Genomic DNA, 25,141 nt, shown 5'->3' with positions numbered 1-25,141 from the left:
ACCGCAAGGAGCATTCATGACTGTTGCCGACAAGAAATTAGCGAACGCTGATAATACCCAAGAACCAAAAACAGGCCTAAAAATCGGCATCCCGAAAGAAGTCTTTTCAGGCGAGCGCAGAGTAGCAGCGACCCCTGATACTGCAAAAACTCTGCAAAAAATGGGTTTTGAGGTCTTAATTGAATCTAAAGCAGGCGCTGATGCCACATTTTCCGATCAGGTTTATGAAAAGGCTGGCTGCCAAGTCATAGCAGATGCAGCTCAACTGTGGGAAACAGCCGATATCATTCTCAAGGTGCGGGCACCGCAGATGCACCCCACTCTCAACTGCCATGAATCAGAACTACTCCATGAAGGCAAAACCTTAATCAGTTTTATTTGGCCTGCTCAAAACGAAGACTTGTTGAAGCAGCTGGCTGAGCGCAAGGCCAATGTCTTGGCGATGGATGCGATCCCTCGGATTAGCCGCGCCCAGAAAATGGATGCCCTTAGCTCTATGGCCAATATTGCGGGCTATCGAGCTGTGGTGGAATCGGCCAACAACTTTGGTCGCTTTTTTACCGGACAAATCACTGCTGCCGGTAAAGTTCCTCCTGCAAAAGTCATGGTGATTGGAGCTGGCGTTGCCGGTCTTGCTGCCATTGGTGCAGCCCGAGGTTTGGGTGCTATTGTTCGAGCCTTTGATACTCGCCCTGTCGTGAAAGAGCAGGTGCAAAGCATGGGTGCTGAATTCCTAGAGCTGGAGTTCGAAGAAGATGGGGCCGGAGCCGGAGGCTACGCCAAAACCATGAGCCCTGAGTTTATTGCGGCTGAAATGGCTCTGTTTTCTGAGCAGGCCCAAGAGGTCGATATTATTATCACCACTGCCTTGATCCCAGGCAAAAAAGCTCCCTTGCTAATCACCAAGGATATGGTGGAGAGCATGAAGGAAGGTTCTGTGGTTGTCGATATGGCAGCAGAGCAGGGCGGTAACTGCGAAGTGACCCGACCGAATGAAGTTTATCAACATCATGGCGTTACGATTGTTGGCTTGACGGACTTACCCAGCCGCATGGCCAACCAATCCAGTCAGCTCTATGGCAACAACCTTTGCCATCTGCTCAAGGATATGGGCGGTGCAGAAGACTACAAAATTGACTTTGAAGATGAAGTGGTCCGGGGCGCTACAGTCTTGCAAGAGGGCAAAATTACTTGGCCTCCTCCACAAGTCAGCCAGCCTTCTCCCAAGCCTGCAGCTGAGACTAAGCAGCCTGCAATGCCTACTGAGCCTGAAGTAAAGGAGAAATCCGTTATTGGTCAGTGGTTACCGTTAATTGCGGTCGGTGCGGCTTTGTTCGGAATTGGTTTCACGGCTCCTCCTTCCTTTTTGACTCACTTTACGGTCTTTGTATTGGCTTGCTTTGTGGGTTGGCAGGTGATTTGGAATGTGGCTCCCGCCTTGCATACCCCTTTGATGAGTGTCACTAACGCCATTAGCGGCATCATTATTCTGGGCGGTATGCTGCAAATCTCGGGTCCTTTGGGATCACCGACCACAATACTGGGTGCGATCGCAATCCTAGTTGGCACCATCAACATCGCCGGGGGCTTCCTTGTTTCCCAGCGCATGCTGCAAATGTTCCGTAAATAATCTCTTGTCTTTTAAGTCAATCAATACCCTGCCGTCCTCAACTGGATAGGGCTGCAGGGATCTATCTTTTTAGGAGTCAACTATGACCAATAGCCTTGTCACCGTGGCTTACATCGCGGCAAGTGCATTATTCATCCTTAGCTTGGCAGGCCTGTCGAATCAGGAAACCGCACGCAAAGGAAACATTTACGGCATTTTGGGCATGGTAATTGCCCTCGGAGCTACGGCCCTTGGAGCCGAAGTCACTAACTACGCCACTTTAGCGGCAGTGATTGTTCCCGGTGCCATTATTGGAGCTATTGTGGCTTCTCGGGTGGCTATGACCTCCATGCCAGAATTGGTCGCGATTTTGCATAGTTTTGTGGGATTGGCTGCTGTTCTGGTCGGTATTGCCAACTACCTCCAACCGGAGTCTGGTTTAACCGGATCCGAAGAAGCCATCCACAGCATCGAAATTTATTTAGGAGTATTCATTGGTGCGATTACCTTTACCGGGTCGATTGTTGCCTTTGCTAAACTTCGAGCCATTATTGGCAGCAAGCCTTTGATGTTGCCTGCCCGCCATTTTCTCAACATTGGCATGCTAGTGGGATCGGTAATTTTGGGTGCTCAATTTATGGGTGCACCTGGCACGGCTGGTTTACAGCCATTGCTGATCATGACTGGGATCGCCAGTTTACTGGGTATTCATTTAGTTGCTGCCATTGGTGGTGCCGACATGCCTGTGGTTATCTCTATGCTCAATAGCTATTCTGGCTGGGCTGCTGCTGCCGCTGGCTTTATGCTCGGCAACGACCTGTTGATTATCACCGGTGCTCTAGTGGGCAGTAGTGGTGCCATCCTCAGCTACATCATGTGTAAAGCCATGAACCGAGGATTCTTCAGCGTTATTCTGGGTGGTTTTGGTGCAGCTCCTAAAAGCGGCGGCTCCAAGTCAGCAGATGGTCCCGTGGGTGAAGCGACCTCAACCACTGTTGATGACACCGTAGAATTGCTCAAAAATGCCAAGAACGTGATTATTGCTCCAGGCTATGGCATGGCCGTGGCTCAGGCTCAACATCCCGTTGCCCAAATCACTAAGATCCTGCGAGATCGGGGTACGAATGTCCGATTTGGTATTCATCCTGTTGCAGGTCGGTTACCTGGACATATGAATGTCCTATTGGCAGAAGCCAACGTTCCCTACGATATCGTTCTGGAAATGGACGAAATCAATGATGACTTTGCCGAAACGGATCTCGTGCTGGTGATTGGTGCTAACGATACGGTGAATCCCAGCGCTCTCAGTGATCCTGAGAGTCCCATTGCAGGCATGCCAGTGCTAGAAGTCTGGAATGCCGAGAACGTCGTGGTGATGAAGCGGGGCATGTCCAGTGGTTATGCAGGGGTCGATAATCCCTTGTTCTACAATGACAACACCGAAATGTTGTTTGGAGATGCTCGTCAAAACGTCGATGCCATCTTAGGGCAGCTCGCAGCTGCAAAGACTAAGACAGCTGTCGCCGCATAATTGCTCTGACTCATTATTCTGCGTAAAGTAGAGAATGCCTGTTTTTATTAGGTGTTCTCTACTTTTTTTATGGATAAATTCCTACTTTTGGCCCAAAATCCCAAAGCAAAGAAGGTGAACTTTCTGGATAAAAATACCGTCTACACTGTTAACTAATATCCTCTGAATCTCTCACTAGTCCTATGCTTCCCAGCCTCCTCAAGGACCGTTGGTTCTTCAATCGACGTAGGTTTGTTCCTTCATTCCTACTTTCACTCAGTTTAGCAATGGGACTAGGGTTGATGGCGTCTAAGCCCGCTACTAGCCAAACTCTACGTCAGAAAGTCAATTTTGCGAATTCAGATATTAATGCTTTCTGGAAAGAAGCGTTTCGGCAAATGGGTCGCAAATGGTATCGTCCCAAATCTTACACCTACTACCGAGCGGTACGAACGGCCTGTGGGGTCTCTGGCGCCTTTAATGCCCTCTACTGTCCCCGAGATCATGGCATTTATCTCAACATTCCGTTTCTCGTGCGTGCCGACAAGCGCTGGGGAGATTTTGCTGCCATTACGATCATGGCCCATGAATATGGTCATGCGGTTCAGCGTCAACTAGGCCTGAGTCGGCTCAATCGCTACCTATATCAAGAGGAGCTTCAGGCAGACTGCTTTGCAGGGGTCTATGCTCAATATGCCAATCGCAAAGGCTTGCTCGATGCCAACGATGCCGAGGAAGGATATTATCAGTCCTACTCCAGTGGCCATACCCAATTTAATCCCAATACCCATGGGACTCGGGCTCAGCGGGCTCAAGCTTTTCGCACGGGGTATAGAAACGGGTTCAGGAGTTGCTTAAGATATACCGTGGTGAAGTTTAGACGTTAGTCTATTCTTTTCCTCCATTCCTTACCTACTTCCTGCTCTTGTGACGCAACCTGATACCCTTGCTCAACTGCTAACAGCTGTTTCAACAGGTGAGGTCAGCCCAGAGCTGGCCTTGCAAAAGCTGAAATATCTGGCCTACGAACCCGTGGGTGATTTTGCCAAAATCGATCATCACCGAACGCTGCGAACAGGTTTCCCTGAGGTGATTTGGGGGCCAGGCAAAACCCCTGAGCAAATTATCGAAATTTTCAAAACTATGCAGGCCCAGGCCGACTGTGTAATCGCCACACGGATTGAATCTGAGGTCTTTGCCCAGTTGCAGCCAGCATTGCCCCAGCTGCAGTATTTTGATAAAGCCAGAATTTGTTCCACAACCCTACTACCAGAAACCTCGAAACATCCGGGTCGGATTGGGATTGTATCCGCAGGAACCTCTGATCAATCCGTTGCCGAAGAAGCGGCTGTAGTCGCCTCTCTTTGGGGATTTGCGGTTACCCGATTTTGGGATGTGGGGGTGGCTGGGATTCATCGGTTGCTGAGTTGCCGAGATGCGATCGCATCTATGGATGTCCTGATCGTGGTGGCAGGTATGGAAGGGGCTTTAGCCAGTGTGGTGGCGGGTTTAGTAGATTGTCCTGTTATTGCGGTTCCCACTAGCATTGGTTATGGGGCTAGTTTTAATGGCCTTGCCCCCCTACTGACCATGCTGAATTCCTGTGCCCCTGGAATTGGTGTGGTCAATATTGATAATGGATTTGGTGCTGCAATGTTAGCAGGCCAGATTCTGAGGACAGCTGTCAAAATGCAGGTATCAGAGTCTGAACAGACTGATGCCAAGTGACCTGACTGATTGGCTGAGGCTATCGGTCCGTGACTCTAATCCACTATTTTTGATGTTTTACTTCAATTACAGTGTGGACGTTCCCTCGGGGTAGAAAGTCACCCTTCACCCTGATCTCTAGGGGATCGCAGGCATTCACAATATCATCCAAGATTTGGTTCACTGATTCCTCATGGGAAATATAGCGATCGCGATAGCTATTGATATAGAGCTTCAACGCTTTTAGCTCTACGACGCGTTGATCTGGAACATAGGTGAGATGAATAGTGGCGAAGTCAGGATATCCAGAAAAAGGACATTTGCAGGTAAATTCTGGCAGCGTAATGTGAATGTCATAACGACGCCCTATACGAGGGTTAGGAAACGTAATTAGGGCTCCTTCTGCAATTTGGCGTTCCCCATATTTGGATTCTGAAGTCTCTTGTACAGACTGTGGGCTGGGGTCAGAAGTAGGATTTCGGGAGGGAGATTGGCTCATGAGATTCGGTAGCAAGTGTGGGTCACCCCAATGCTATTTAAGAAGGTTACAGTTAGAAACGACTAAACTTGTTATAGCGTAGACGGTGGCAGCAAAGCAGCAAGAAACCCATGAATATGCTTTTCTCAAAGTTCTTTCAAGTATTATGCGCCTTTCCTAGGCCAATACAGCGGTCTGATTGGCTTAAAAGAATCCTATCGACTGTGTTGGTTGTGGGCTTAACCCTAGGGTCCATACTGCCCGCCCAGGCGGAAGTGGCTCCTGCTAGCCCTGCTGCCAAAATTCTCACCAGTGCAACCACCGGAGCCCCCCATAACTTCATTTCAGATGTAGTGCAGAAGGTGGGGGATACAGTCGTCAGAATTGATACGGAACGCACCGTAGTTCGTCCTGCCTCCGATCCCTTTTTCGATGATCCCTTTTTACGAGATTTCTTTGGCCCCGAAGGTTATCCCCGCAGTCCCCGAGAAGATCGGCTCCGGGGGCAAGGATCAGGATTTATTATTGAGAGTTCCGGCATTATCCTCACCAATGCTCATGTGGTCAGCAAAGCTGATACCGTTTCCGTCACCCTCAAGGATGGCCGAATTTTCGAAGGCGATGTCCGTGGCGTTGATGAGGTCTCTGACTTAGCGGTCGTCAAGCTAAAAGGAGTCAAAGATCCTTTACCGGTGGCGCCTTTAGGGAATTCAGATCAATCCCAAGTTGGAGATTGGGCCATTGCTGTAGGAAACCCTGTTGGCTTGGACAACACCGTTACCCTAGGCATTATCAGCACCTTACACCGCACTAGTGCAGAGGTAGGTATTCCTGGTAAGCGACTAGACTTTATCCAAACTGATGCCGCCATTAATCCAGGCAACTCCGGTGGTCCTTTGCTGAGCGATGCCGGTGAAGTGATTGGTATCAATACCGCCATTCGTGCCGATGCCATGGGTATTGGGTTTGCGATTCCCATCAATAAAGCCAAAAGCCTCAAAGACCAGCTCGTTCGGGGTGAGAAAATTGCTTATCCCTACGTCGGTGTCCAAATGACGACCCTTACCCCTGAGCAGGCCCAGGAAAACAATAAAGATCCCAACTCTCCCTTTATCTTGCCTGAAATTGATGGTGCCCTGGTGATGAAAGTCTTCCCTGATACACCGGCTGCGAAAGCTGGAATTCGCTGGGGTGATGTGATTGTGTCTGTAGATGGTCAGTCCATTAAAAGTGCTAACGATATGCAGTCATTTGTTGAAAATACGAAGGTGGGACAAAACCTGCAGCTCATCCTCAAGCGCGGTGAACGGACTCAGCAGATTGCTGTGCAGACGGCAGCCCTGGAAAATGCGGCTTAGATGAGAGTCTCTTCATCTCGCCCTCCCCTTTGGTTTTGGATAGGAATTAGTTGCGTTTGGGTCTTTGCCTTAGCCTTTCGGTTTTGGGGATTAGAACGGTTTAATACCCTTGTGTTTGATGAGGTCTACTTTGCCAAGTTTGGCCATAACTACCTCACCCAAACGGAATTTTTTGATGCTCATCCTCCCTTAGGTAAATATTTAATTGCCCTGGGCATTGCCCTCAAGGGATTTAACACCTGGGGATTTCGATGGATGAATGCCCTGATTGGGGCGACGATCCCATTGATTCTGTCGGGGATTGCCTATCAACTCTGCAAACGGCCGAGCTATGCCTTGATCACGGCAGCATTAGCTAGTCTAGATGGCCTGCTCTTGGTGGAATCCCGATATGCCCTGCTCAATGTCCACATCCTATTTTTTGGCTTGTTGGCCCACTGGTTGGTCTTAATCTCTCTCAACCATCAGGGGCATCAGCGTAATGGGTGGTTGGCAGCGGCGGGCGCTAGTTTTGGGGCAACGATCGCCGTTAAATGGAATGGATTAGGGTTTCTACTCGGTCTTTATCTACTGTGGTTAGTCGCGAAAGCCGGTCAGGCATGGTTTGGATCTTCGGATAGCCCAAAGCGACGGTTACCGATTCAAAGATTGTCAGAGTTATCCTGGCTGCAGTTGTTTGTATATCTACCTGGGATCGCACTATTCGTCTACAGTATTTTCTGGATTCCCCATTTAGCTCAAAACCCTGACTTTAACCTTTGGCAGGTTCACAAAGAAATCTTTGGCTACCATCGGCAGGTTGGGGGTGACGAGGTTCATCCCTATTGCTCAGCTTGGTACACCTGGCCTTTACTGCTCAAGCCGATTAGTTATTTTTATCAAGTCACCCAGAGTACTCTGGAACCCTTGCCGGTGACGGGGCCTCCCTTGCCTCAGAACGCAGTTAAATGGATTTATAGTGTGTATGCGATTGGCAATCCCCTGCTCTGGTGGGCGAGCACTATCGCTATCTTGGCCCTCTTGGTTTGGGGCGGATGGCAAATTTGGAATAGCATAGCTCAACGCCATCCAGAAGATCATGATGCGGCTAACCTTTCCGGGGAACAGGTCTGGCTACCTTGCTACGTTGGCGTGAATTATTTGGCTAATTTTTTGCCCTGGGTAGGGGTCAGTCGCTGTACGTTTTTGTACCACTATATGCCCGCATCAATGTTTACCAGTCTCGCTCTGGCATGGTATATAGATGGTTGGCTGCGGGCATCAGACAGGTGGATGCGACAGCTAGCAGTAGCTTTACTAGTGCTTAGCCTAGTCAGCTTTATAATCTGTTTACCTATTTTCTTAGGACTACCCATATCGCCAATGATATGGCGGATTTTGAGAGTTAGAGGTTAAGTCGATTGACTCGTTAGGGCTTCCGGCTCCAATTTGACTTCTTCAATGGCTCCGGGCTCTCCCATGAATTGGGCTGGCTTTTTATTGACTGCCATCATAACGCCGCCTGCATTACCGGCCTTAATCACCAGCTGTTTTTTGGCGACAACGGTTTTATTGGTCCCTGGAGATAGGATGCCCTCGTAACTGACTTCGCCATCGACAATAATCTCCATCCAGGAAGCCTCTTTGATAGTGAGGTCAACTCGAACGGTCTCAGGATTGGTGGCGGTGGGATCAGCAACGGGTTTTGCCGAGGTATCCTTAGGTGCTTGTGATTCATCCTTGGACTGTGCCGATTCCGATTCGGCGTTGATGGCACCTGCAGTATCCGGTGAATCGCCAGCCGAGGTGATCGCTGAAGGATTGGTGAGGTAGGACAACCCGACCCCTGCGGACATAATCAGGGCGATATAAAGGACGTATAAGTGAACAGGGCGTAAGCCACCTCTCAGTCCACCAATTCGTCTTTTTCGCTTCTTAGTCTTTGTTTCTGTTTCTAGCTGATCGTGACTTAAGTTGCCAGTATAGACGTCAGCTAAATTGGACCCATTTAAGCCCACGCTATCCCCGAAACGACGAATAAACCCACGGGTATAAATGGCTTCCGGTAGACTATCCACCCGGCCTTCTTCAATGGCGGATAGCAGACGTGTCGGAATCATTGTTTTTCCAGAAATCTCTTCTAAGGAGGTGTCCTGGGCCTGGCGGGCTTCACGCAATCGATTGCCTATCTCTGACAGCTTTTGCGTCAAATCTGGCTCAACTTCGAGCGGATTCATAGGGAGAACTCCTTCTTGGGCTTATACTGCTCCTAACTTTGATCAAACGCCGCAAATTCTTCATTTCTGAAGCTGTTAGCGACCGATGGCGTCCCTGGGGTAATAGTTTACCTGATGGTGAGCGCAAGGATATTGAACCAATCTGGCTTCGATGCAATGCACGCACCGGATAGCCCAGTAGTTCAGCAATTCGTCGAATTTGGCGATTCCTCCCTTCCTGTAGAATAACCTCTATACAAATGGAATTGGTATGGCTTTGGTAAGGTTTTAGGATTTCAACTTGTGCAGGTAAGGTTTTTCTGTCATCTAGCTGAATCCCTTGACGCCATCGAGCAAGGATTTCAGGGGGTGGACATCCCTCTAACCAAACTTGATATGTTTTAGCAATGTGGAATCGCGGGTGAGTGAGGGCAAAGGTGAGTTGTCCGTCATTGGTTAAAAGCAACGCCCCTGTAGATGCAACATCCAATCGTCCGACGGGATGCAGACCTTGACCCTGTTGATAGGTTTTAGGCAGCAGGTCCAACACCGTGGGCCGATTTTGAGGATCTTTACAGGTGGACACAACTCCTTTGGGTTTATTCACCAGTAAATAGAGCTGTTGAGGGCGATTGGTGGGATTGAGGATCTTGCCGTTGAGGGAAATTTGGTCTTGGTCAGGATCGGCTTTTTGACCTAATTCTGCTGTGTGTCCGTTGAGCTGAACCTGCCCCGCTGAGATTAATTGTTCTGCCTGACGGCGTGAGGCAACGCCCCATTGAGATAACAATTTTTGTAGCCGGACTTCCATAAATTGCTGAGGATTGACACCCCAATTCTAACGACTAGAAATGGAGGTAGCCATATTGTGAGACATAAAGACAGAATCATATCTTTATTTATTATTTTAGAAAATATAATTAGCTTCATCCTTACTATTGAGCGTGGATCTGCTCATTTTTTTCTCTAGCAATAAGTTATGAGGATGGCGATTCTGAATGAGCTGAGCAATGGCTTGGACAATAATGCGGTGCTCTTGAATCTGAATGCGACGATGCAAACAAGCAGGGGTGTCCTCTGCATAGACCGGAACGGCGGCTTGGATCAGAATGGGACCACTATCCACTTCTAATCGGACGATATGAACGGTGCAACCTGAAATTTTGACCTGATGCTCAATGGCCTGCTCAATGGCCCGTATCCCTGGAAAACTCGGTAAGAGGCTGGGGTGAATATTGATGATGCGATCAGGGAAGGCATCAATCAGTACTGAGGTGACTCGGCGCATCCACCCTACCATCACTACCCATTCCACCTCTGCTTCTCGCAGATGGTCAACGATCTGTTGGTCAAAGACTTCCCGCTCGGGGAAATGGCGATGATTGATGAGATGGGTCGATATCTGGTGTTCTTGGGCCCGCTGGGCAACTGGGGCCTCGGGATTGTTATAAATGACGACCTGGATTTGGGCTGCAAGATGATGTTGAGCAATGGCATCTGCGATCGCAACAAAGTTACTCCCGGTTCCCGAGGCCATAATCCCTAGTTTTAGGGGTGGGGGCGAAGATATGTTCTTTAGCGATACCTCACCAGGAGAGACCAGAGCCGGAGACACAGATTCTGAAGCAGAAAAACTCATAGGGTTGGAGAAGCCAGGGTCAGTGCCTGTCTGGAATACTGCGGGAATGCCCTGAACATTGTAGGCAAAATCGGTTCAGAATCAAGTTTTGGTGTGACGCCATCGGTGTAACAAGGCAGGCAAATCAAGCTTGAGGTTTTTGCGAGAATGAGTGGCTGTATCCTCAGATAAATAGCTTTGAGACAGAGCTGCGATCGCATCATCTAATTTTGCAGGCAGGGGTAGGTCAGGACCTTTGCGATCCGCCAACAAATGTTCAAGAAGTTGCTTCATCTGAGCAACGGTTTGCTCTGCGGTAAAGGAGCGATCTTTCCAGTGCTGGACGGCCGTTTCATACTCACTGGCCTGCTGGGCCTGGTGCAAAATTTGCTCCTGCATTTCCGCCACTTGCTGCTCTAATTCCTCAGAGCGCTTTTGGAAAGATTGGGCCTGTTCTGCAAATTCCTGGGTGGAATGTTGGAACTGGGCTTGCACAATCGATTGATTAGACAGCTGGGTCTCCAAGTCAGCGATTGTATTTTGGGCTTTTAAGAGGCTAGAACTTAAGCTTTGAATCGCTTGATTTTTATGGGAATCAGACTTACCCGCATTTTGCAAAGACTTAATAATATCTTGCTGAGTGGTATGGCTTTCCCGGGCTTGCTGCAGCTGCACTTCTAAGGTTTGGATATCCGCTTCACATTCCCGCAGCTGCGTCCGCAGCCGCTCCGCCGTGGTTTGGGCAATGATCCGCTGTTGGGTTTCATGCACCGCTGTTTTTTGGGAAGACTGGATTTGCAATGACAGCCGTTCGGCTTGATCTTGTAACCGTTCTAATGCAGTCCGTTCTTCCGCAAACTGGTCTTGGAGTTTAGACCGTTCTGCTTCTTGGAAGCGAAGGCTAGTATCTTTATCCGACAAACGATTGGTTAAGTCGATCTTGGCTTGCCGTAAGTTTTCCAGCTCTTGCTGGATTTGCTCACGGTTTGTGAGCTGATCTTGCAGGGTGATGACCGCCTGTTGCTGAATATGAGAGAACTCTTCCGTCGTGGCCAATTGCTCTTCCAAAAACGCTTGATCCATTAATTTGGACTTCAGTTCGTCAATATATAGCTGGCACTGTTCTAGGGCTTGTTCTAAAAGCTGAATTCTTTGCTGAGGACTAGTGGCGTCTTGTTCGTGATCAGTAGAGGATGTAGTGGTATTATCCTCCAATTCAGCCGGGGAAATCTCAAGGGACATCTCTGACAGCTCCTGCGGCATAACGATGGACTCTTCTACTCCCACAGCAGTTTGGGACTGTGAGTCACCTTCAGTTGCACCCTGATTCCCCCAATTGATTTCCAGTTGCTCTGCCAACGTCAGGCTCCCACAAGTTGACCATTGCTTGGTGCAATTCAATGTGGTTCAGTTTAACAGGCGACCTGTAAAGCTTTCGATAAGCTCAGCCTTTTTTAAAAATACTGAGGCGTCATCCCTTTGAAGGTTAGAGAGCTTTCTGTTCATTGAGGGACCAGCGATGTTCTACGGTCCGGTCAGACTGGTTACATCGATCCTCTAAGGTTTTTTGATAAGCCAAGGCTTTGCGCAGGGAGACAACCACTTGTTTCGCCTGATTATATTCTCCAGATGCCGGGTTTAAAGACGGCAAGGTCTGCCGCTCTAGAATCTGGAGCAAAAGCTCATAATGAATATGTGAAGGCAGTGGAACTATCCCCATAACCGACCTGTATTATTGATTAGGTAAAACGGGTAACTGTTAAATAGTGATGCTAGCCAGCAGCTCACGATGATCAAATCATCTCCAGCGGACCAAATTGTCTGAATAGATTTAGGAAAAAAGAGCAGAAATTTTAGCTTGCATTTGTTCTGTTTCACTATGGGTAAGGACATCGCCCGTTTCTTTTACTAAGGATTCCCCAATTAAGACCGCACCTGCCCCTGCCTGCTTGACTTGGGCCAGATCTGCTGAGGTATGTAACCCTGATTCACTCACCACTAGAATATTTTGGTTTTGAAGTGCAGCTCTCTGCTGGGCTAATAATTGGCAGGTGACCTGTAAATCCACCGTAAACGTTTCTAAATCCCGGTTATTAATACCGATCAGCTCAACTCCAGGAACCTTCATAACTCGCTCTAGCTCTGGGAGGGTATGTACCTCAACTAAGGCCGTCATCCCCAGCGATTTAATGATTTTCAGAAAATAAGTGAGGTCTTGATCGCTCAAAATTGCGGCAATCAGTAAGACTGCATCGGCTCCCCGAGACCGAGCTAAATAAATTTGATAGGGATAGATCACAAATTCTTTGCAAAGCAAGGGAATGCCGACTGTTTCGCGAATTTGCTGCAAATAATCAAAGCTGCCTTGAAAAAATTCGGAATCTGTTAAGACGGATAGACAAGAGGCTCCTGCCGCTTCATAGGCCTGAGCAATGGCGACTGGATCGAAGTTTTCTCGCAGGACGCCTTTGCTAGGCGATGCTTTTTTGACTTCAGCAATCAGAGCGGGTTGAGTCTTGCCGTCTTTTAGCGCTTCAATGAAAGATAGAGGTGGTTCACAGGTGGCAACTTGCTTGCGCAAATCTAGGAGAGAGACAGATTCTCGCATCTGCTCCACCTCCGTTTCTTTGAACCAAACAATCTTCTCTAAGATATTGCGAGGTTCATTTTCGGGGGTTTTAACTTTGTATTGCAGCTCTTGAATACTAATGGCCACACTGGGGGGACGACGGCGAATTTGCATGGAGACCAAAAACAGCTAGGGTCCAACAATTATAACGATTTAAGCGCCCCCTTATTGTTCAAGAGCTTCCAGTGGAACAGATTGTGATCAAGGAGCGAAGCCTGAAGCTGCTCGCTTGAACGCCTCATCTATCACTTCCGAAATGGTGGGATGCGTATGCACCAAATGGGCTAAGCTCTGGACCGGCTGTCCTTGAGCAACCGCATTAGAGACTTCATGAATCAGATCAGCGGCATGGAGGCCAATGATATGCCCCCCCAAAATCTCCCCTGTATCTTCTCGGTAGATTAATTTTGCGAGGCCATCCGCCTCACTTTCGGCGAGAGCTTTGGAATTAGCTTTGAAATAGGATCGCACCGTTTTAATTTTGAAGCCTTCAGTTTTGGCCAACTCTTTGGCTTGGGGTTCTGTTAAACCCACAAAACTGATTTCTGGGTGAGTGAAAGCAGCGGCCGGAATACTGCGATAATCGACATCCCGAGGGCGATCGCATATATTCTCGACGACCACAATTCCTTGGGCAGATGCGGCATGGGCGAGCATCATTTTGCCTGTTGCATCACCAATGGCATAGACATGGGGCACCACTTCCCCTTGGCTCAATACCTGCATCTGATCGTTCACCGGGATAAAGCCCCGTCGATCCGTATCCACACTGATGGCCTCTAAACCCAGATTCTTGGTGGCTGGGATCCGCCCAGTTGCAACCAAGCAAGCATCCACTTCCAAGACCTCTACCACTTCTTTGGTCTTGACGTCCGCCAGCTCAATCACCACAGGGGAGCCGGGCGTCACTTTCTTGGCCAGTCGACCGGCATGGGTTTCAATATCGCGCGGATCAATTAAAACGCGTTTAGCAATCTTGGCAATGTCGGGGTCAAAGGTGGGCATTAACGTATCGAGGGCTTCGATAATCGTTACTTCACTGCCCAGGGCGGTATAGACATCGGAAAATTCTAAGCCGATATAGCCACTGCCAATAATAGCCACCCAATCCGGGAGCCAGGACAAGCGAATGGCATCGTCACTGGTAAAGACAGTTCGGCCATCAATTTCAATTCCTGGGGGAACCCAAGGCACGGAACCACTGGCAACGATAATGTCACGAGCGGTAATGGTCTGTTCGCCTGCATCCGACTTGACGACCACTTTTTGGTTGCCCATGACTTTGCCCCAGCCCTGAATAATCTCGACTTTGAGGCGAGTGAGGCTATTGGTGAGGTTGCCCCGAATGGTATCCACGAGGTTATCGGCATGGGCCGCAATTTGGCCGCGGTCAAAGTTGACCTGACCTAGCTGAATTCCTAAGGATTGCAGATGATGTTGATCGCGCAGCTCACGCACACGCCCAGAAGCTGCCAACAAGGCTTTGGAGGGAATGCAGCCCCGATTCACACAGGTGCCTCCCATATCTGCAGCTTCAATAATGGCGGTTTTGAGGCCACAGTCTACCGCATGCAAAGCCGCACCATGACCGCCAACACCAGCGCCAATAATTACCAGGTCATAGTCAAATTGTTGGGTCACGTTGCTCTCCAGCTCAGGAATCAATTAGACGGGTTAGATGCAGAATCATCTAATCTTCTCTATTGTTCACTGGAGCCGGGGCTTTAAGCAAGCAGGTGGGCTAGGGCTTATGGGGTTAAAATCTGCAAACGTCGGTCAATTTTACAGGTGCGGGTTTGATCCGCAATGGCGGCAAACAGGGCATGTGCTTTCTTGAAATCCGCAATTGCAGACTGGCGATTGCCATTCAGGACTTGGGCACTGGCCCGATTGAAATAAGCCCGAGCATGGTCAGGATCTTGTTTCAGAATTTCGGAGTATTCCATAATCGCCCCCTGAAAATCACCCAGGGCAAAGTGGGCATTGCCTTTACCCAAATAGATTTCTAGAACATCTGTTTTTAAATGTAGGGCAGCCTGAAAATCGCTCAGGGCAGCTTGCTTGTCCCCCAATTGCAGGTAAGCATTGCCTCGATTGTGAAGGGCAGAGGCATTATTGGGAGTGTCTTCCAGGATGGCATTGAAGGATGCGATCGCATTTTGTAACCGCATTTCCTGGGTGGAGTCCAAACCTTGCTGGAATTGTTGATTCGGTTCGGTCACCGACAAAAATTCCGCATTCAAATAACTGAAGTCTAGGGGTCGGATAGCGGGCTTTGTGGCCGTTGATCGGATGGGTGCTGAGGGAGAACGAGGTGCCGTTGCCTGGATATTAGCCGTGGCAGTCGCCAATGGTCGAGTAGACCGTTGTTCCATGGCTAGGGGCAAAAACTCACCCTCAAAGAGTAGGTACCTTAGGCAAGTCATGAGTCCCAAATACAGCATCCATACCCCTAAAAAAGGCTGGTTGCTATACCAGATCAGACCTAAAGCAATCGCACCACCACCGGCAATATAAGCTCCATAGACATCATGGCCTGCCAGGGGATGTTGCTTTCTGGTCCACTCCCACTGCAGTCCCCTAAAAATATAGCCACCATTGAGAGGTACGAGAGGGACCAGGGAAAACATTGCCAGGACAAAGTTAAATTCCTTGACGTGATTCAAGGAAATGATCGCCGTCCCCCCCCAGTTAAGGGATAAATTGCCGAGCAAATTGAGGCATGCATACAAAATAAAGTTCACCAGGGTTCCAGCGAAGTAAACCTCCAGCATTTGCAGGGGATGGGCAAAGGTTTGCTCGGTTTTGGCCACAGCACCCAGCCCCCGAATATAAACCCCTTGGACCGGGATTTGATAATGCTTCGCTGCCAAAGCTCGACTCATCTCATGGATAAAGATAGAGATAGGGAGGGCAAAGCCAACGATGATACCAATGGCTTGGCCTAGTTCGGGGTGAAAGGCTTGACTCATCCGAGCCAAATAAATCGACCCCATAGCAATCGAGATCAAGCAGGTGAAATCTGCATAAAGGGGGATACCTGCAATTGCTCCAATTCGCCAGGGGTGAATGAAGATTTGCAGGATTTTTGGCATGTTCACACTGAGATAGACAAGTCAATAAAGCAGCGATACGCTAGATGCGATCGCTGAAGGGTATGTATAGATATCATGGGCTCAAGCTAAGGTAATCGATCGCTTGATTCAGAACCAGACTGACCTAATTGGCCGTAACCGCAAACTTTTGTTCAAATTCTTGGCGGTCAGCACAAATCTTGAAGATTTGGTCCATTTTGGTCAATTCAAAAATAATGCGCACCTGATCATTCAGGGAGCATAGAAACATTTCGCCACCTCCAGCTCGAACCGCTTTGAGCGTTGCGACTAAAGCGCCAATCGCCGAGCTGTTCATGAAGGTAACGTCCTGCAAATCTACGAGGATGGTTTTCACGCCTTCGGCCATCACATCCGTGATTTCGCGGCGCAATTGATTTGCACTGATTCCATCTAGTAGTTCTGTGGGTTGGACAACTTTATGGCTCATCTCTTATGAACTCCTCGTTCAGTTCTGTGTGGATTTGGTTAGGGATTGGGCAAACTGGATAGACCGACCAGTCGCCCGAAATCAGGCGTTGTATACTCAGAATTCCCCATTCTTGAACCAAGGAAACATCCTGGTCCTAAATTTCAAAGCCCTGGGCCGATATTGTGGCAATGCTAATGATTGAAAGCTAGGCTTGAGACTGATTTGAGTCGGTAATTCGCAAGCGATATATTGCCGAAAATGACTCGTAATATCTTTTCTAAAAGAATGAAGAGTTGCTGAGTAAATGATTTGTAAACTAGGCTTGAAGAGACAGAATTCATTTACCTACTCTGAAGGTAAATCAAGTGCCCCCCACAAATGCTAAAAGATACGCCAGCATGAACCAACAATTAGGCCAACGCAGATGGGTCAGACAGCTCTCCGCACTAGTGGTGGGTGTTGTACTGTCCCAGTCTCTACCGGTATTGGCTGAGTCTAAAGACGAAAACGTATCCTACAGCGATTTTATTGAGCATGTCGAGGCTCGTAGGATAAAGACTGCCAAGATCTACGAAAAACAACGGATCGCCGAATTCAAGCTCAAAGACCAACCCGAAGATGCTGAGTTTTCTAAAGTCCTTCTGTTTGATAAGGATCCAGAGTTATTCAGCGTCCTCCGTGAGAATAAGGTTGACTTTGAACAAGTTCCTGATCCAGGGGAAAACCCCCTGTTGGGCATCTTGTCTCAATTTCTCCTCTTTATCTTCATTATTTTTCTGTTTCTTGTTTTTTTACGGCGAACAGCAGGATCTAGCAGTGGTCCAGGCCAGATTCTTAACTTTGGTAAGTCCAAAGCGCGTTTTCAGATGGAATCTGAAACCGGCGTTACCTTTGTGGATGTAGCAGGGATTGAGGAAGCCAAAGAAGAACTCCAGGAAGTTGTGACCTTCTTGAAACAGCCCGAACGATTTACGGCTGTGGGGGCTCGCATTCCTAGGGGCGTGCTGCTGATTGGCCCTCCTGGAACTGGTAAAACATTGTTAGCCAAGGCGATTTCTGGAGAAGCAGGTGTGCCTTTCTTCAGTATTTCTGGCTCCGAGTTTGTGGAGATGTTTGTTGGGGTAGGCGCTTCTCGGGTGCGCGACCTGTTCAAAAAAGCGAAAGAGAATGCTCCCTGTTTAGTCTTTATCGATGAAATTGATGCGGTCGGTCGACAGCGAGGCGCTGGTATCGGTGGTGGCAATGATGAACGGGAACAGACCCTCAACCAGCTGCTTACAGAAATGGATGGTTTTGAAGGGAATACTGGCATTATTGTTATTGCTGCCACGAACCGTCCAGATATTCTCGATACCGCTCTTCTACGTCCCGGTCGCTTTGATCGTCAAGTCACCGTGGATTTGCCGGCGTTTAAGGGCCGACTCGGCATTTTAGAAGTCCATAGCCGGGAGAAGAAAATGTCTCCTCAGGTTTCCCTAGAAGCGATTGCTCGCCGTACCCCTGGTTTCTCAGGGGCGGCGTTGGCGAACCTCCTTAATGAAGCTGCTATCTTAACGGCTCGGCGTCGGAAGGATGCCATCACAGAGTTGGAAGTGGATGATGCCATCGATCGGATCACCATTGGTTTGAAAATGGCTCCCCATTTAGACGGTAAAAAGAAATGGCTGATTGCCTATCATGAAGTAGGTCATGCCTTATTAGAAACCCTCTTAAAAGATGCCGATCCACTGAATAAAGTGACGATCTTGCCTCGCTCAGGGGGAATAGGTGGCTTCTCCCAACCGATTTATAACGAAGAAAGGATCGATAGTGGTCTATATACCCGGGCATGGCTCCTCGATCAAATCACCATTTTGCTGGGGGGGCGTGCCTCTGAGGTAGAAGTATTTGGCGAAGCCGAAGTCACCATCGGTGCCAGTAGCGATATTAAGCAAGTGGCGAGTTTGACCCGGGAAATGGTCACTCAGCTGGGGATGTCTGACCTGGGCTATGTGGCCCTTGAAAGCGGCGGTGGTGGAGAGGTCTTTTTAGGTGGGGACTGGGGCAATCGCGCTGAGTATTCCCAGGAGATGGCGGTACAAATTGACCGACAAGTACGGGACATTGTTATGTACTGCTATGAAAAATCTCGACGAATGCTACGGGAAAATCGTAGTTTAGTCGACAAGCTAGTGGAAGTGTTGCTGGAACGAGAAACCCTCGAAGGAGATGAATTCCGACAAATCGTAGTGGATTATGGTCAGTCGGTGGATAAGAAGCCTATTCTGCCAGAGCCATTGCCGTCATTACCCATCTTGTCCTAACCGATACCGGGATGTTAAGGAGTGTGAGTTCTCGCTCTGCTTATCTGTTGGTGGCTCATGGAAGTCGCGATCCACGATCGCAAGCTTCGCTGCATCAATTGGGTGAAGGAGTAAAACAAGCCCTGCAGTTGCAGTGTGATCAGCCTCCATGGGTGAAGACAGCCACCTTGGAATTTGGCTCTGTCCCCCTGAAACAGCAAATTTGTAATTGGGGACAACAGCTGCAGCAGATTGACCAAATCGTGATTTTGCCGCTATTTCTGTTGCCAGGTACCCATGTCAGAGTGGATATTCCTGATGTGGTGACCACAGTGCGACAGTTTTTGCCTAAGTCTCTAGGGATTGAGGTGCGATCGCACCTGGGTAGCCACCCAAAACTCTTCCAAATCCTACGGGCAACTATGTCTGCTACCGACGTAGATCGCTGGATTTTGCTCTCCCATGGCAGCCGATATCCAGGGGGTAACCAACCGATTGAGGCCTTGGCAGAACAACTGAATGCTGCCCCCGCCTACTGGTCAGTGCCCCCCAGTTTGCGACAAACAGTAACTCAATTGGCGACTCAACCAGGGTTAAAAGTGGCCATCAAACCCTATTTTTTGTTTACAGGCAGTATCATAGACACCATTTCCCAGGAAGTGAATCAGCTAAAATGTGATTTTAAGCACATTAACTTAACTTTTTCTTCACCTTTAGAGCCCAGTGCTCATCTCGTTCATTTAATTCAAGATTTGATCACTGCCTGATGGTTTTGCCATCTTTTTCAGGTTGTCTATGACCGTTGATTTTTCCCCGTCGCCAGTCCATTTTTCTGGGAAAGTATACCTTGTCGGAGCAGGTCCCGGTGACCCCGGTCTACTGACTCTCAAAGGTAAGACGCTTCTAGAATGTGCTGATGTGGTGATCTATGACGCCCTTGTTAGCCCAGAAATTCTGGCGATGATTGGTGAGCAAGCCGAGAAGATTCATGCTGGCAAACGTCGTGGACAACATTCTCTTTTGCAAGCTGAAACCACCCAGTTATTGATTGACAAGGCCCAGACTCATGCCGTAGTCGTGCGACTCAAGGGTGGGGACCCCTTTGTCTTTGGCCGAGGGGGAGAAGAAATGGAAGATTTAATCCAGGCAGGGGTTTCTGTGGAAATCATTCCCGGAATTACGGCTGGTATTGCAGCGCCTGCCTATGCAGGTATTCCGGTCACCCATCGAAACTATAGTTCCTCCGTCACCTTTGTGACCGGCCATGAACCGATCGACAAATATCGGCCTCGGGTCAATTGGCGAGCCATGGCTGAGGCGTCCGAAACCCTGGTGATTTATATGGGCGTGCATAACCTGCCCCATATTTTGTCTGAACTTGAACTCGCTGGAAAAGATCCCGATACCCCCATTGCCTTAGTTCGTTGGGGGACTCGCCCCGATCAAGAGGAATTAGTGGGAACCTTAGCAACCATCGTCAGCCAAATGGAAGCGACGCAATTTGAAGCCCCTGCCGTGGCAGTGATCGGAAATGTGGTGAATCTTCACCCCTTACTGGCAGAGAGTCGTCCAAAGGTAATTCCTAGGCAGTAGAGTATTAAACGACCGCTATGTTAAGGCTGCTGTCGTGACTACTGATATTGCTCAACGGATTATTGTGCCTTTGGATGTGCCTTCAGAGGCAGATGCGATCGCATTGATCGATCAAATTCCCCAGGTGCAATTTTGGAAAGTGGGCTTAGAGCTGTTTGTTAGTTGTGGCCCCAGTATCCTAGAGCAGCTTAAACAGCGCCAGAAACGGATTTTCCTCGATCTTAAATTCCACGATATTCCCAATACGGTGGCCGGTGCTTGTCGAGCGGCGGCGGCCTATGGGGTGGATCTACTCACGATTCATGCCACGGCGGGTCGTCCTGCCCTATCGGCTGCGCAACAGGCTCTACAAGAAGGAGTCCAAGCTGCCCAAACGCCTCCCCCTAAATTGATTGCCATTACAGTTTTGACTAGTCTCTCGCTGCGAGAGTTAGCCTTAGACTTAAAAATACCTCTAGAACTGCCAGAGTATGCCTTGCAAATGGGGCTGCTGGCTCAAGAGTCAGGACTGAATGGGATCGTCTGTTCTCCCCATGAAGCGGAGCAAATGCGACAGGTCTGTGGGGATGAATTTCTGATTGTTTGCCCAGGCGTGCGTCCCCAGGGATCAGCAACAGGCGATCAAAAACGGGCCATGACGCCAACAGCAGCCATCCAAGCAGGGGCCAACTATTTGGTCATTGGGCGCCCGATCACGACGGCTGCTGATCCTCAACAAGCTTTTCAAACGATCTGCGCTGATTTAGCTGACGCTTGACAGTGGAGACAGTTGGCTTCTGTGTTTTCTGACTGCCAATAGTCGTCATTGCCAATAAGGGTTTCCAACTTACGCTGGATGTTCTGTCTGAGTGCAGTACGAAAGTGGGTGTACTAAACATGAGTGCGAGTGTCGATGCCCATGTCTTGTGATTTAGGGAGCCCGTAATTTCACAACGATGACCTACAGCTTAAGGATTTTAGACTTACCCGAAAGTGATCGCCCTCGTGAACGTCTTATTGCCCAAGGTGCTAAATATTTAACCCATGCCGAGTTACTCGCCATACTACTAGGGACAGGCCAAGGACCTGGCAAACTGTCTGCGGTAGGCTTGGGACAACATGTTCTGCATCATTTCAGCGAACATCAGCAAGATCCACTGACGGTTCTGCGAGATGTGAATGCGTCTGAACTCACCCATATTGAAGGGATTGGTCCAGCGAAAGCGACTACTATTTTAGCCGCAATCGAGTTGGGGAGAAGGATTTGCCAAGCTCGTCCTCCGGAATTAACCGTGATTGATGATCCGGCAGTGGCTGCTGCAGCCTTAGCCGGTGAGTTAATGTGGCAATCTCAAGAACGATTTGCGGTGCTTCTATTAGATGTCAAGCATCGATTACTGGGGACACAAGTAGTGAGTATTGGCACTGCGACGGAAACCCTAGCCCATCCTCGGGATATCTTTCGAGAAATTATTCGGAAGGGAGCAACCCGAGCCATTGTGGCCCATAACCATCCTTCTGGTCAGACCGATCCCAGCCCTGAAGATCTCGAACTGACGCAGCAGTTACTCTCAGGCGCACAAATTTTAGGCTTACCTCTATTGGATCATCTCATTCTGGGTAATGGTGACTTTACCAGCCTTCGCCAAACGACATCTCTCTGGAACGATTGTCCTCAAGAGCTATAGTTCTATTTTCTGCTCAAGTCATAGACTTAAATACCCTCAATTCTCAAGGCACAAAGTCTTTAGAGAATAGGGCAGCCTTGTACGATATGATGATTGAGGGTCACTACTGGCTTGACTATAGACTATTAATTGAACAGAAGGATAAGACGCAGTGATTAGAGTAGCGATCAACGGGTTCGGGAGAATTGGACGAAATTTTATGCGTTGCTGGCTTTTACGGCCTAACAGCAACATCGAGATTGTCGGATTAAATGATACTTCTGACCCCAAAACAAATGCCCACCTGTTGACCTATGACTCCATGCTGGGTCGTTTAGACGCAGACATTAAAGCCGTCGACAACACGATTGTTGCGAATGGCAATGTCATCAAATGTGTTTCTGATCGTAACCCTGCTAACTTGCCTTGGAAAGAGTGGGGCATCGATCTTGTTATTGAATCTACGGGTGTGTTTGTCACCAAAGAAGGGGCTGGCAAGCATATTGAAGCGGGTGCTAAAAAAGTACTGATTACAGCACCTGGTAAAGGTGGTGTTGGCATGTATGTGGTTGGAGTGAACCACGAAGATTATGATCCCAGCGAGCCAATTCTCAGTAATGCTAGCTGTACAACCAACTGTTTGGCTCCTATTGTAAAAGTCTTGCATGAGCAGTTTGGTATTGTTCATGGCTTGATGACCACCACTCACAGCTATACCGGAGACCAGCGTATCCTTGACGCAAGCCACCGGGATCTCCGCCGTGCTCGTGCTGCTGCAGTCAATATTGTTCCGACTTCTACAGGTGCTGCTAAAGCGGTAGGAACTGTTATTCCTGCTCTTGCAGGCAAGCTTAACGGTATTGCGTTGCGAGTCCCCACTCCTAACGTTTCAGTCTGTGACTTCGTCGCACAGACTGAAAAGCCAGCAATTGCCGAATCGGTAAACGAAGTGATTAAGCAGGCTTCTGAAGGCGCTATGAAAGGTATCATTGCCTTCAACGAAGAACCCTTAGTATCTGGTGACTTCAAAGGACATGATTGCTCCTCTATCGTGGATGCTTCCCTCACTATGGGAATGGGTGGCAACATGATTAAGGTTGTGGCCTGGTACGACAACGAGTGGGGTTACAGTCAGCGTGTGCTCGACTTAGCTGAGTATGTTGCCCAGAAGTGGTAAATTTTTCTCTAGCTTCTTAACGCCAGAGTAAAGTGATTCAAATTAAAACCCCTCACCGCTTGATAAGGTGAGGGGTTTTTCTCTGCTACAGATCTAGAACATTTTGCTGTGAAACATAAGCCTATGATGATTTCTTATGAGCCCATCCGGCTAGCTGTTGTCAGTGACCGCTTTTTGGGCTCAATGGTGGCTGTCAACGCTTCATTTAAGGGGGCACAACCAAAACGCTGTTCCAAAATGTTCATCACTTCCCGCCCAAAATCGTTGGGATTTTGCTTCCAAGCTTCTAGACAAACTTCTCCAAACACCGATCCCATGGGCTCAGGGTTCCAAAGTAACTTCTTGGCTGTCCAAGGCATTAAGCTCATAGGGTTATAGCCAGGCTTCAAAATATTATTATCGAAGGCATATTCTTCTAAATGGGTATGAGGTTGCAGGCCGATAAAGAAAATGGCTGGTTCTACCTTATCTGTGCCAAAAATCTTTTCTAATTCTCGATGATAGGCAATGGTCTGGCGAATGGTTTCTGGACGCTCATCGATGACATTGAAGGAGTAGTTGACAGAGACTAAATCGTTGAAGCCAGCAGTTCTCAGATCTCGACAGTTTTGCAGCACTGTTCGTAAGTTATATCCCATTCGCATCTTGCGAACGAGTTCTTGGGATCCACTAGTGATCCCAATCTCAAAATAATTCATCCCTGTTTTGACCATCAGATCACAGAGTTCTGGAGTGAGATTGTCAGCACGAATATAGGCAGCCCAATGAATATCCGTTAAACCTGCATCTAGGATTTTTTGCAGCAACTCAATGGCATCAGGAATATAGCGGCGGGCTGGGATAAATTGAGCGTCGGTAAACCAGAAGTTACGAATGCCACGATTGTAGAGCTGCTGCATTTCAGCAACGACTTCTTCAGCAGGATTGACTCGGACTCGCTTGCCTTCAATGACGGTGTAGACGCAATAGCAACAGTTGTGGGGGCATCCTCGCTTGGTCTGAACCCCCACGTAGAAGTCTTGAGACTCAAAATAATATTCAAAATCAGGCCAAATGTTAGCAATGTAAGGGTAATCGCAGGCCGTTTTATCGATCTCGGTGGGCCATTCATGGATCATGCGATCCCTAGGTGCTTTCTCTCCGACTACATAGCACCGTTCATCTCGAAATTCTTGCCCCGTCAGTAGCTTCTCTAATAGAACCTCTCCCTCGCCCACGGATACAATGCTCCCTTCCGGCAGCTGAGTTCCTAACTGTTCATAAAAAACGCTGACTGCACCACCTCCAACCACGGTTTGAGCCCCAGAATGATATCGCTGTGCTCGCTTGAGTCCCCGTTTAATGAGGCCTGAATTTCTCCATAGCTCTGCATAGTAAGCAATGAATACCCTTAATCCACCAAAAGCACCTTTTAACTTTGTCCAAGAGTTTTTGCCGTAGTAAAGCTCAAAGGCGTGTTGTAACGGATTGCCACCTCTGCCACCTACAGGAGCATAAATTTGGATGTCTCGCCAGGAAAAAACAAGAAGATCAGGCTGGAAGTCATCAATGCAGCTATCCAATGCTGGCTTAAAGTCGAGGGGGGGCACGGTGCCCAAATCAAAGATGCGTTGCTCGACATGAGGCAAGCACTTGTGAATATGGTCGGCAAGGTAAACAACCCCAATTGGGAAAATGGGATTACAAGGTAGGCGAATGTAAAGGATGCGGGGATTGTTCATCACGCCTTGCAAGAACGGTAAGGTATGAGGTGGTTAACACCTGAGTCATATATCTTAATCATAGTACTGAGTTGTCCTTGAGTGTTTATCTAG

Annotated in this window: 23 protein-coding genes; 12 read left to right on the top strand and 11 right to left on the bottom strand. The window is 48.6% G+C overall.

Annotation, left to right across the window (positions count from 1 at the left end; all coding sequences use genetic code 11):
• The first annotated feature begins 16 nt into the window (after positions 1-16).
• The 4 genes from pntA to larB all read left to right on the top strand — a co-directional run bounded on the left by pntA (position 17) and on the right by larB (position 4,847).
• A complete protein-coding gene (pntA, locus tag HRE53_RS18770) occupies positions 17-1,630 on the top strand; it encodes a Re/Si-specific NAD(P)(+) transhydrogenase subunit alpha (protein ID WP_212664796.1) in 1,614 nt (537 codons plus the stop codon).
• 82 nt (positions 1,631-1,712) lie between these two features.
• Positions 1,713-3,140, top strand: coding sequence for a Re/Si-specific NAD(P)(+) transhydrogenase subunit beta (gene pntB, locus HRE53_RS18765; RefSeq protein WP_212664795.1), 1,428 nt, complete (start codon positions 1,713-1,715; stop codon positions 3,138-3,140).
• 182 nt (positions 3,141-3,322) lie between these two features.
• Entirely contained in the window at positions 3,323-4,006 is a 684-nt protein-coding gene (locus tag HRE53_RS18760; RefSeq protein WP_235107530.1) for a neutral zinc metallopeptidase, read from the top strand.
• Positions 4,007-4,046: 40 nt separating this feature from the next.
• Entirely contained in the window at positions 4,047-4,847 is an 801-nt protein-coding gene (gene larB, locus HRE53_RS18755) for a nickel pincer cofactor biosynthesis protein LarB (protein WP_212664794.1), read from the top strand.
• Positions 4,848-4,890: 43 nt separating this feature from the next.
• Here the strand turns inward: larB and queF are convergent, their stop codons facing one another.
• Complete coding sequence (gene queF, locus HRE53_RS18750) at positions 4,891-5,325, bottom strand: preQ(1) synthase (RefSeq protein ID WP_235107529.1); 435 nt, start codon at positions 5,323-5,325, stop codon at positions 4,891-4,893.
• 116 nt (positions 5,326-5,441) lie between these two features.
• Here queF and HRE53_RS18745 point away from each other — a divergent pair, with 116 nt between their 5' ends.
• Both HRE53_RS18745 and HRE53_RS18740 read left to right on the top strand, forming a co-directional pair.
• Positions 5,442-6,662 (top strand): HhoA/HhoB/HtrA family serine endopeptidase, encoded by a 1,221-nt coding sequence (locus HRE53_RS18745; RefSeq protein WP_235111163.1) that lies wholly within the window; start codon positions 5,442-5,444, stop codon positions 6,660-6,662.
• The gene (locus HRE53_RS18740) at positions 6,663-8,057 is read left to right on the top strand and encodes a phospholipid carrier-dependent glycosyltransferase (RefSeq protein ID WP_235107528.1); all 1,395 of its coding nucleotides are present in this window, start codon (positions 6,663-6,665) and stop codon (positions 8,055-8,057) included.
• Here HRE53_RS18740 and HRE53_RS18735 read toward each other — a convergent pair.
• The 9 genes from HRE53_RS18735 to HRE53_RS18695 all read right to left on the bottom strand — a co-directional run bounded on the left by HRE53_RS18735 (position 8,054) and on the right by HRE53_RS18695 (position 16,647).
• Complete coding sequence (locus tag HRE53_RS18735; RefSeq protein ID WP_235107527.1) at positions 8,054-8,878, bottom strand: RodZ domain-containing protein; 825 nt, start codon at positions 8,876-8,878, stop codon at positions 8,054-8,056. The genes HRE53_RS18740 and HRE53_RS18735 overlap by 4 nt on opposite strands.
• The gene (locus HRE53_RS18730; RefSeq protein ID WP_235107526.1) at positions 8,859-9,668 is read right to left on the bottom strand and encodes a pseudouridine synthase; all 810 of its coding nucleotides are present in this window, start codon (positions 9,666-9,668) and stop codon (positions 8,859-8,861) included. The genes HRE53_RS18735 and HRE53_RS18730 overlap by 20 nt, the downstream gene beginning before the upstream one ends.
• A 96-nt stretch (positions 9,669-9,764) precedes the next feature.
• Positions 9,765-10,496: a phosphoribosylglycinamide formyltransferase gene (gene purN / locus HRE53_RS18725; RefSeq protein ID WP_235107525.1), complete on the bottom strand. Its 732-nt coding sequence runs from the start codon at positions 10,494-10,496 to the stop codon at positions 9,765-9,767.
• 81 nt (positions 10,497-10,577) lie between these two features.
• On the bottom strand, positions 10,578-11,834 hold the full coding sequence (locus tag HRE53_RS18720; protein ID WP_235107524.1) for a hypothetical protein: 1,257 nt from the start codon (positions 11,832-11,834) through the stop codon (positions 10,578-10,580).
• Between the two features lie 127 nt (positions 11,835-11,961).
• Positions 11,962-12,195 (bottom strand): DUF5340 domain-containing protein, encoded by a 234-nt coding sequence (locus tag HRE53_RS18715; protein ID WP_212664786.1) that lies wholly within the window; start codon positions 12,193-12,195, stop codon positions 11,962-11,964.
• 111 nt (positions 12,196-12,306) lie between these two features.
• The gene (trpC, locus tag HRE53_RS18710; RefSeq protein WP_235111162.1) at positions 12,307-13,218 is read right to left on the bottom strand and encodes an indole-3-glycerol phosphate synthase TrpC; all 912 of its coding nucleotides are present in this window, start codon (positions 13,216-13,218) and stop codon (positions 12,307-12,309) included.
• 87 nt (positions 13,219-13,305) lie between these two features.
• A complete protein-coding gene (lpdA, locus tag HRE53_RS18705) occupies positions 13,306-14,745 on the bottom strand; it encodes a dihydrolipoyl dehydrogenase (protein WP_235107523.1) in 1,440 nt (479 codons plus the stop codon).
• A 107-nt stretch (positions 14,746-14,852) separates the two neighbouring features.
• A complete protein-coding gene (locus HRE53_RS18700; protein ID WP_235107522.1) occupies positions 14,853-16,199 on the bottom strand; it encodes a tetratricopeptide repeat protein in 1,347 nt (448 codons plus the stop codon).
• Between the two features lie 124 nt (positions 16,200-16,323).
• Entirely contained in the window at positions 16,324-16,647 is a 324-nt protein-coding gene (locus tag HRE53_RS18695; RefSeq protein WP_010475362.1) for an STAS domain-containing protein, read from the bottom strand.
• A gap of 380 nt (positions 16,648-17,027) precedes the next feature.
• On the opposite strand from HRE53_RS18695, the gene ftsH reads away from it, so the two are divergent.
• From ftsH to HRE53_RS18665, 6 genes are all read left to right on the top strand, one after another.
• A complete protein-coding gene (ftsH, locus tag HRE53_RS18690; protein ID WP_235107521.1) occupies positions 17,028-18,932 on the top strand; it encodes an ATP-dependent zinc metalloprotease FtsH in 1,905 nt (634 codons plus the stop codon).
• A 23-nt stretch (positions 18,933-18,955) separates the two neighbouring features.
• On the top strand, positions 18,956-19,678 hold the full coding sequence (locus HRE53_RS18685; protein ID WP_212664782.1) for a sirohydrochlorin chelatase: 723 nt from the start codon (positions 18,956-18,958) through the stop codon (positions 19,676-19,678).
• 28 nt (positions 19,679-19,706) lie between these two features.
• Positions 19,707-20,504 (top strand): uroporphyrinogen-III C-methyltransferase, encoded by a 798-nt coding sequence (gene cobA / locus HRE53_RS18680; RefSeq protein WP_235107520.1) that lies wholly within the window; start codon positions 19,707-19,709, stop codon positions 20,502-20,504.
• Between the two features lie 34 nt (positions 20,505-20,538).
• A complete protein-coding gene (gene pyrF / locus HRE53_RS18675) occupies positions 20,539-21,261 on the top strand; it encodes an orotidine-5'-phosphate decarboxylase (RefSeq protein WP_235107519.1) in 723 nt (240 codons plus the stop codon).
• A 178-nt stretch (positions 21,262-21,439) separates the two neighbouring features.
• Entirely contained in the window at positions 21,440-22,171 is a 732-nt protein-coding gene (radC, locus tag HRE53_RS18670) for a DNA repair protein RadC (RefSeq protein ID WP_212664779.1), read from the top strand.
• A gap of 151 nt (positions 22,172-22,322) precedes the next feature.
• Complete coding sequence (locus tag HRE53_RS18665) at positions 22,323-23,327, top strand: type I glyceraldehyde-3-phosphate dehydrogenase (protein WP_212664778.1); 1,005 nt, start codon at positions 22,323-22,325, stop codon at positions 23,325-23,327.
• 134 nt (positions 23,328-23,461) lie between these two features.
• Here HRE53_RS18665 and HRE53_RS18660 read toward each other — a convergent pair whose 3' ends face one another.
• Complete coding sequence (locus tag HRE53_RS18660; RefSeq protein ID WP_235107518.1) at positions 23,462-25,048, bottom strand: photosystem II high light acclimation radical SAM protein; 1,587 nt, start codon at positions 25,046-25,048, stop codon at positions 23,462-23,464.
• Between the last annotated feature and the right edge of the window lie 93 nt (positions 25,049-25,141).

The sequence above is a fragment of the Acaryochloris sp. 'Moss Beach' genome (assembly GCF_021497025.1).
In the GTDB taxonomy this organism is placed as follows: domain Bacteria; phylum Cyanobacteriota; class Cyanobacteriia; order Thermosynechococcales; family Thermosynechococcaceae; genus Acaryochloris; species Acaryochloris marina_A.
The sequence above is the reverse complement of the archived record's forward strand: the minus strand, read 5'-3'. Positions and strand labels throughout refer to the sequence as shown.

Coding starts and splice junctions, on each gene's coding strand:
- pntA (WP_212664796.1), top strand. CDS start 17: ATGACTGTTGCCGACAAGAAATTAGCGAACGCTGATAATACCCAAGAA.
- pntB (WP_212664795.1), top strand. CDS start 1,713: ATGACCAATAGCCTTGTCACCGTGGCTTACATCGCGGCAAGTGCATTA.
- HRE53_RS18760 (WP_235107530.1), top strand. CDS start 3,323: ATGCTTCCCAGCCTCCTCAAGGACCGTTGGTTCTTCAATCGACGTAGG.
- queF (WP_235107529.1), bottom strand. CDS start 5,325: ATGAGCCAATCTCCCTCCCGAAATCCTACTTCTGACCCCAGCCCACAG.
- HRE53_RS18745 (WP_235111163.1), top strand. CDS start 5,442: ATGCTTTTCTCAAAGTTCTTTCAAGTATTATGCGCCTTTCCTAGGCCA.
- HRE53_RS18740 (WP_235107528.1), top strand. CDS start 6,663: ATGAGAGTCTCTTCATCTCGCCCTCCCCTTTGGTTTTGGATAGGAATT.
- HRE53_RS18735 (WP_235107527.1), bottom strand. CDS start 8,878: ATGAATCCGCTCGAAGTTGAGCCAGATTTGACGCAAAAGCTGTCAGAG.
- HRE53_RS18730 (WP_235107526.1), bottom strand. CDS start 9,668: ATGGAAGTCCGGCTACAAAAATTGTTATCTCAATGGGGCGTTGCCTCA.
- purN (WP_235107525.1), bottom strand. CDS start 10,496: ATGAGTTTTTCTGCTTCAGAATCTGTGTCTCCGGCTCTGGTCTCTCCT.
- HRE53_RS18715 (WP_212664786.1), bottom strand. CDS start 12,195: ATGGGGATAGTTCCACTGCCTTCACATATTCATTATGAGCTTTTGCTC.
- trpC (WP_235111162.1), bottom strand. CDS start 13,218: ATGCAAATTCGCCGTCGTCCCCCCAGTGTGGCCATTAGTATTCAAGAG.
- HRE53_RS18700 (WP_235107522.1), bottom strand. CDS start 16,199: ATGCCAAAAATCCTGCAAATCTTCATTCACCCCTGGCGAATTGGAGCA.
- HRE53_RS18695 (WP_010475362.1), bottom strand. CDS start 16,647: ATGAGCCATAAAGTTGTCCAACCCACAGAACTACTAGATGGAATCAGT.
- ftsH (WP_235107521.1), top strand. CDS start 17,028: ATGAACCAACAATTAGGCCAACGCAGATGGGTCAGACAGCTCTCCGCA.
- cobA (WP_235107520.1), top strand. CDS start 19,707: ATGACCGTTGATTTTTCCCCGTCGCCAGTCCATTTTTCTGGGAAAGTA.
- radC (WP_212664779.1), top strand. CDS start 21,440: ATGACCTACAGCTTAAGGATTTTAGACTTACCCGAAAGTGATCGCCCT.
- HRE53_RS18660 (WP_235107518.1), bottom strand. CDS start 25,048: ATGAACAATCCCCGCATCCTTTACATTCGCCTACCTTGTAATCCCATT.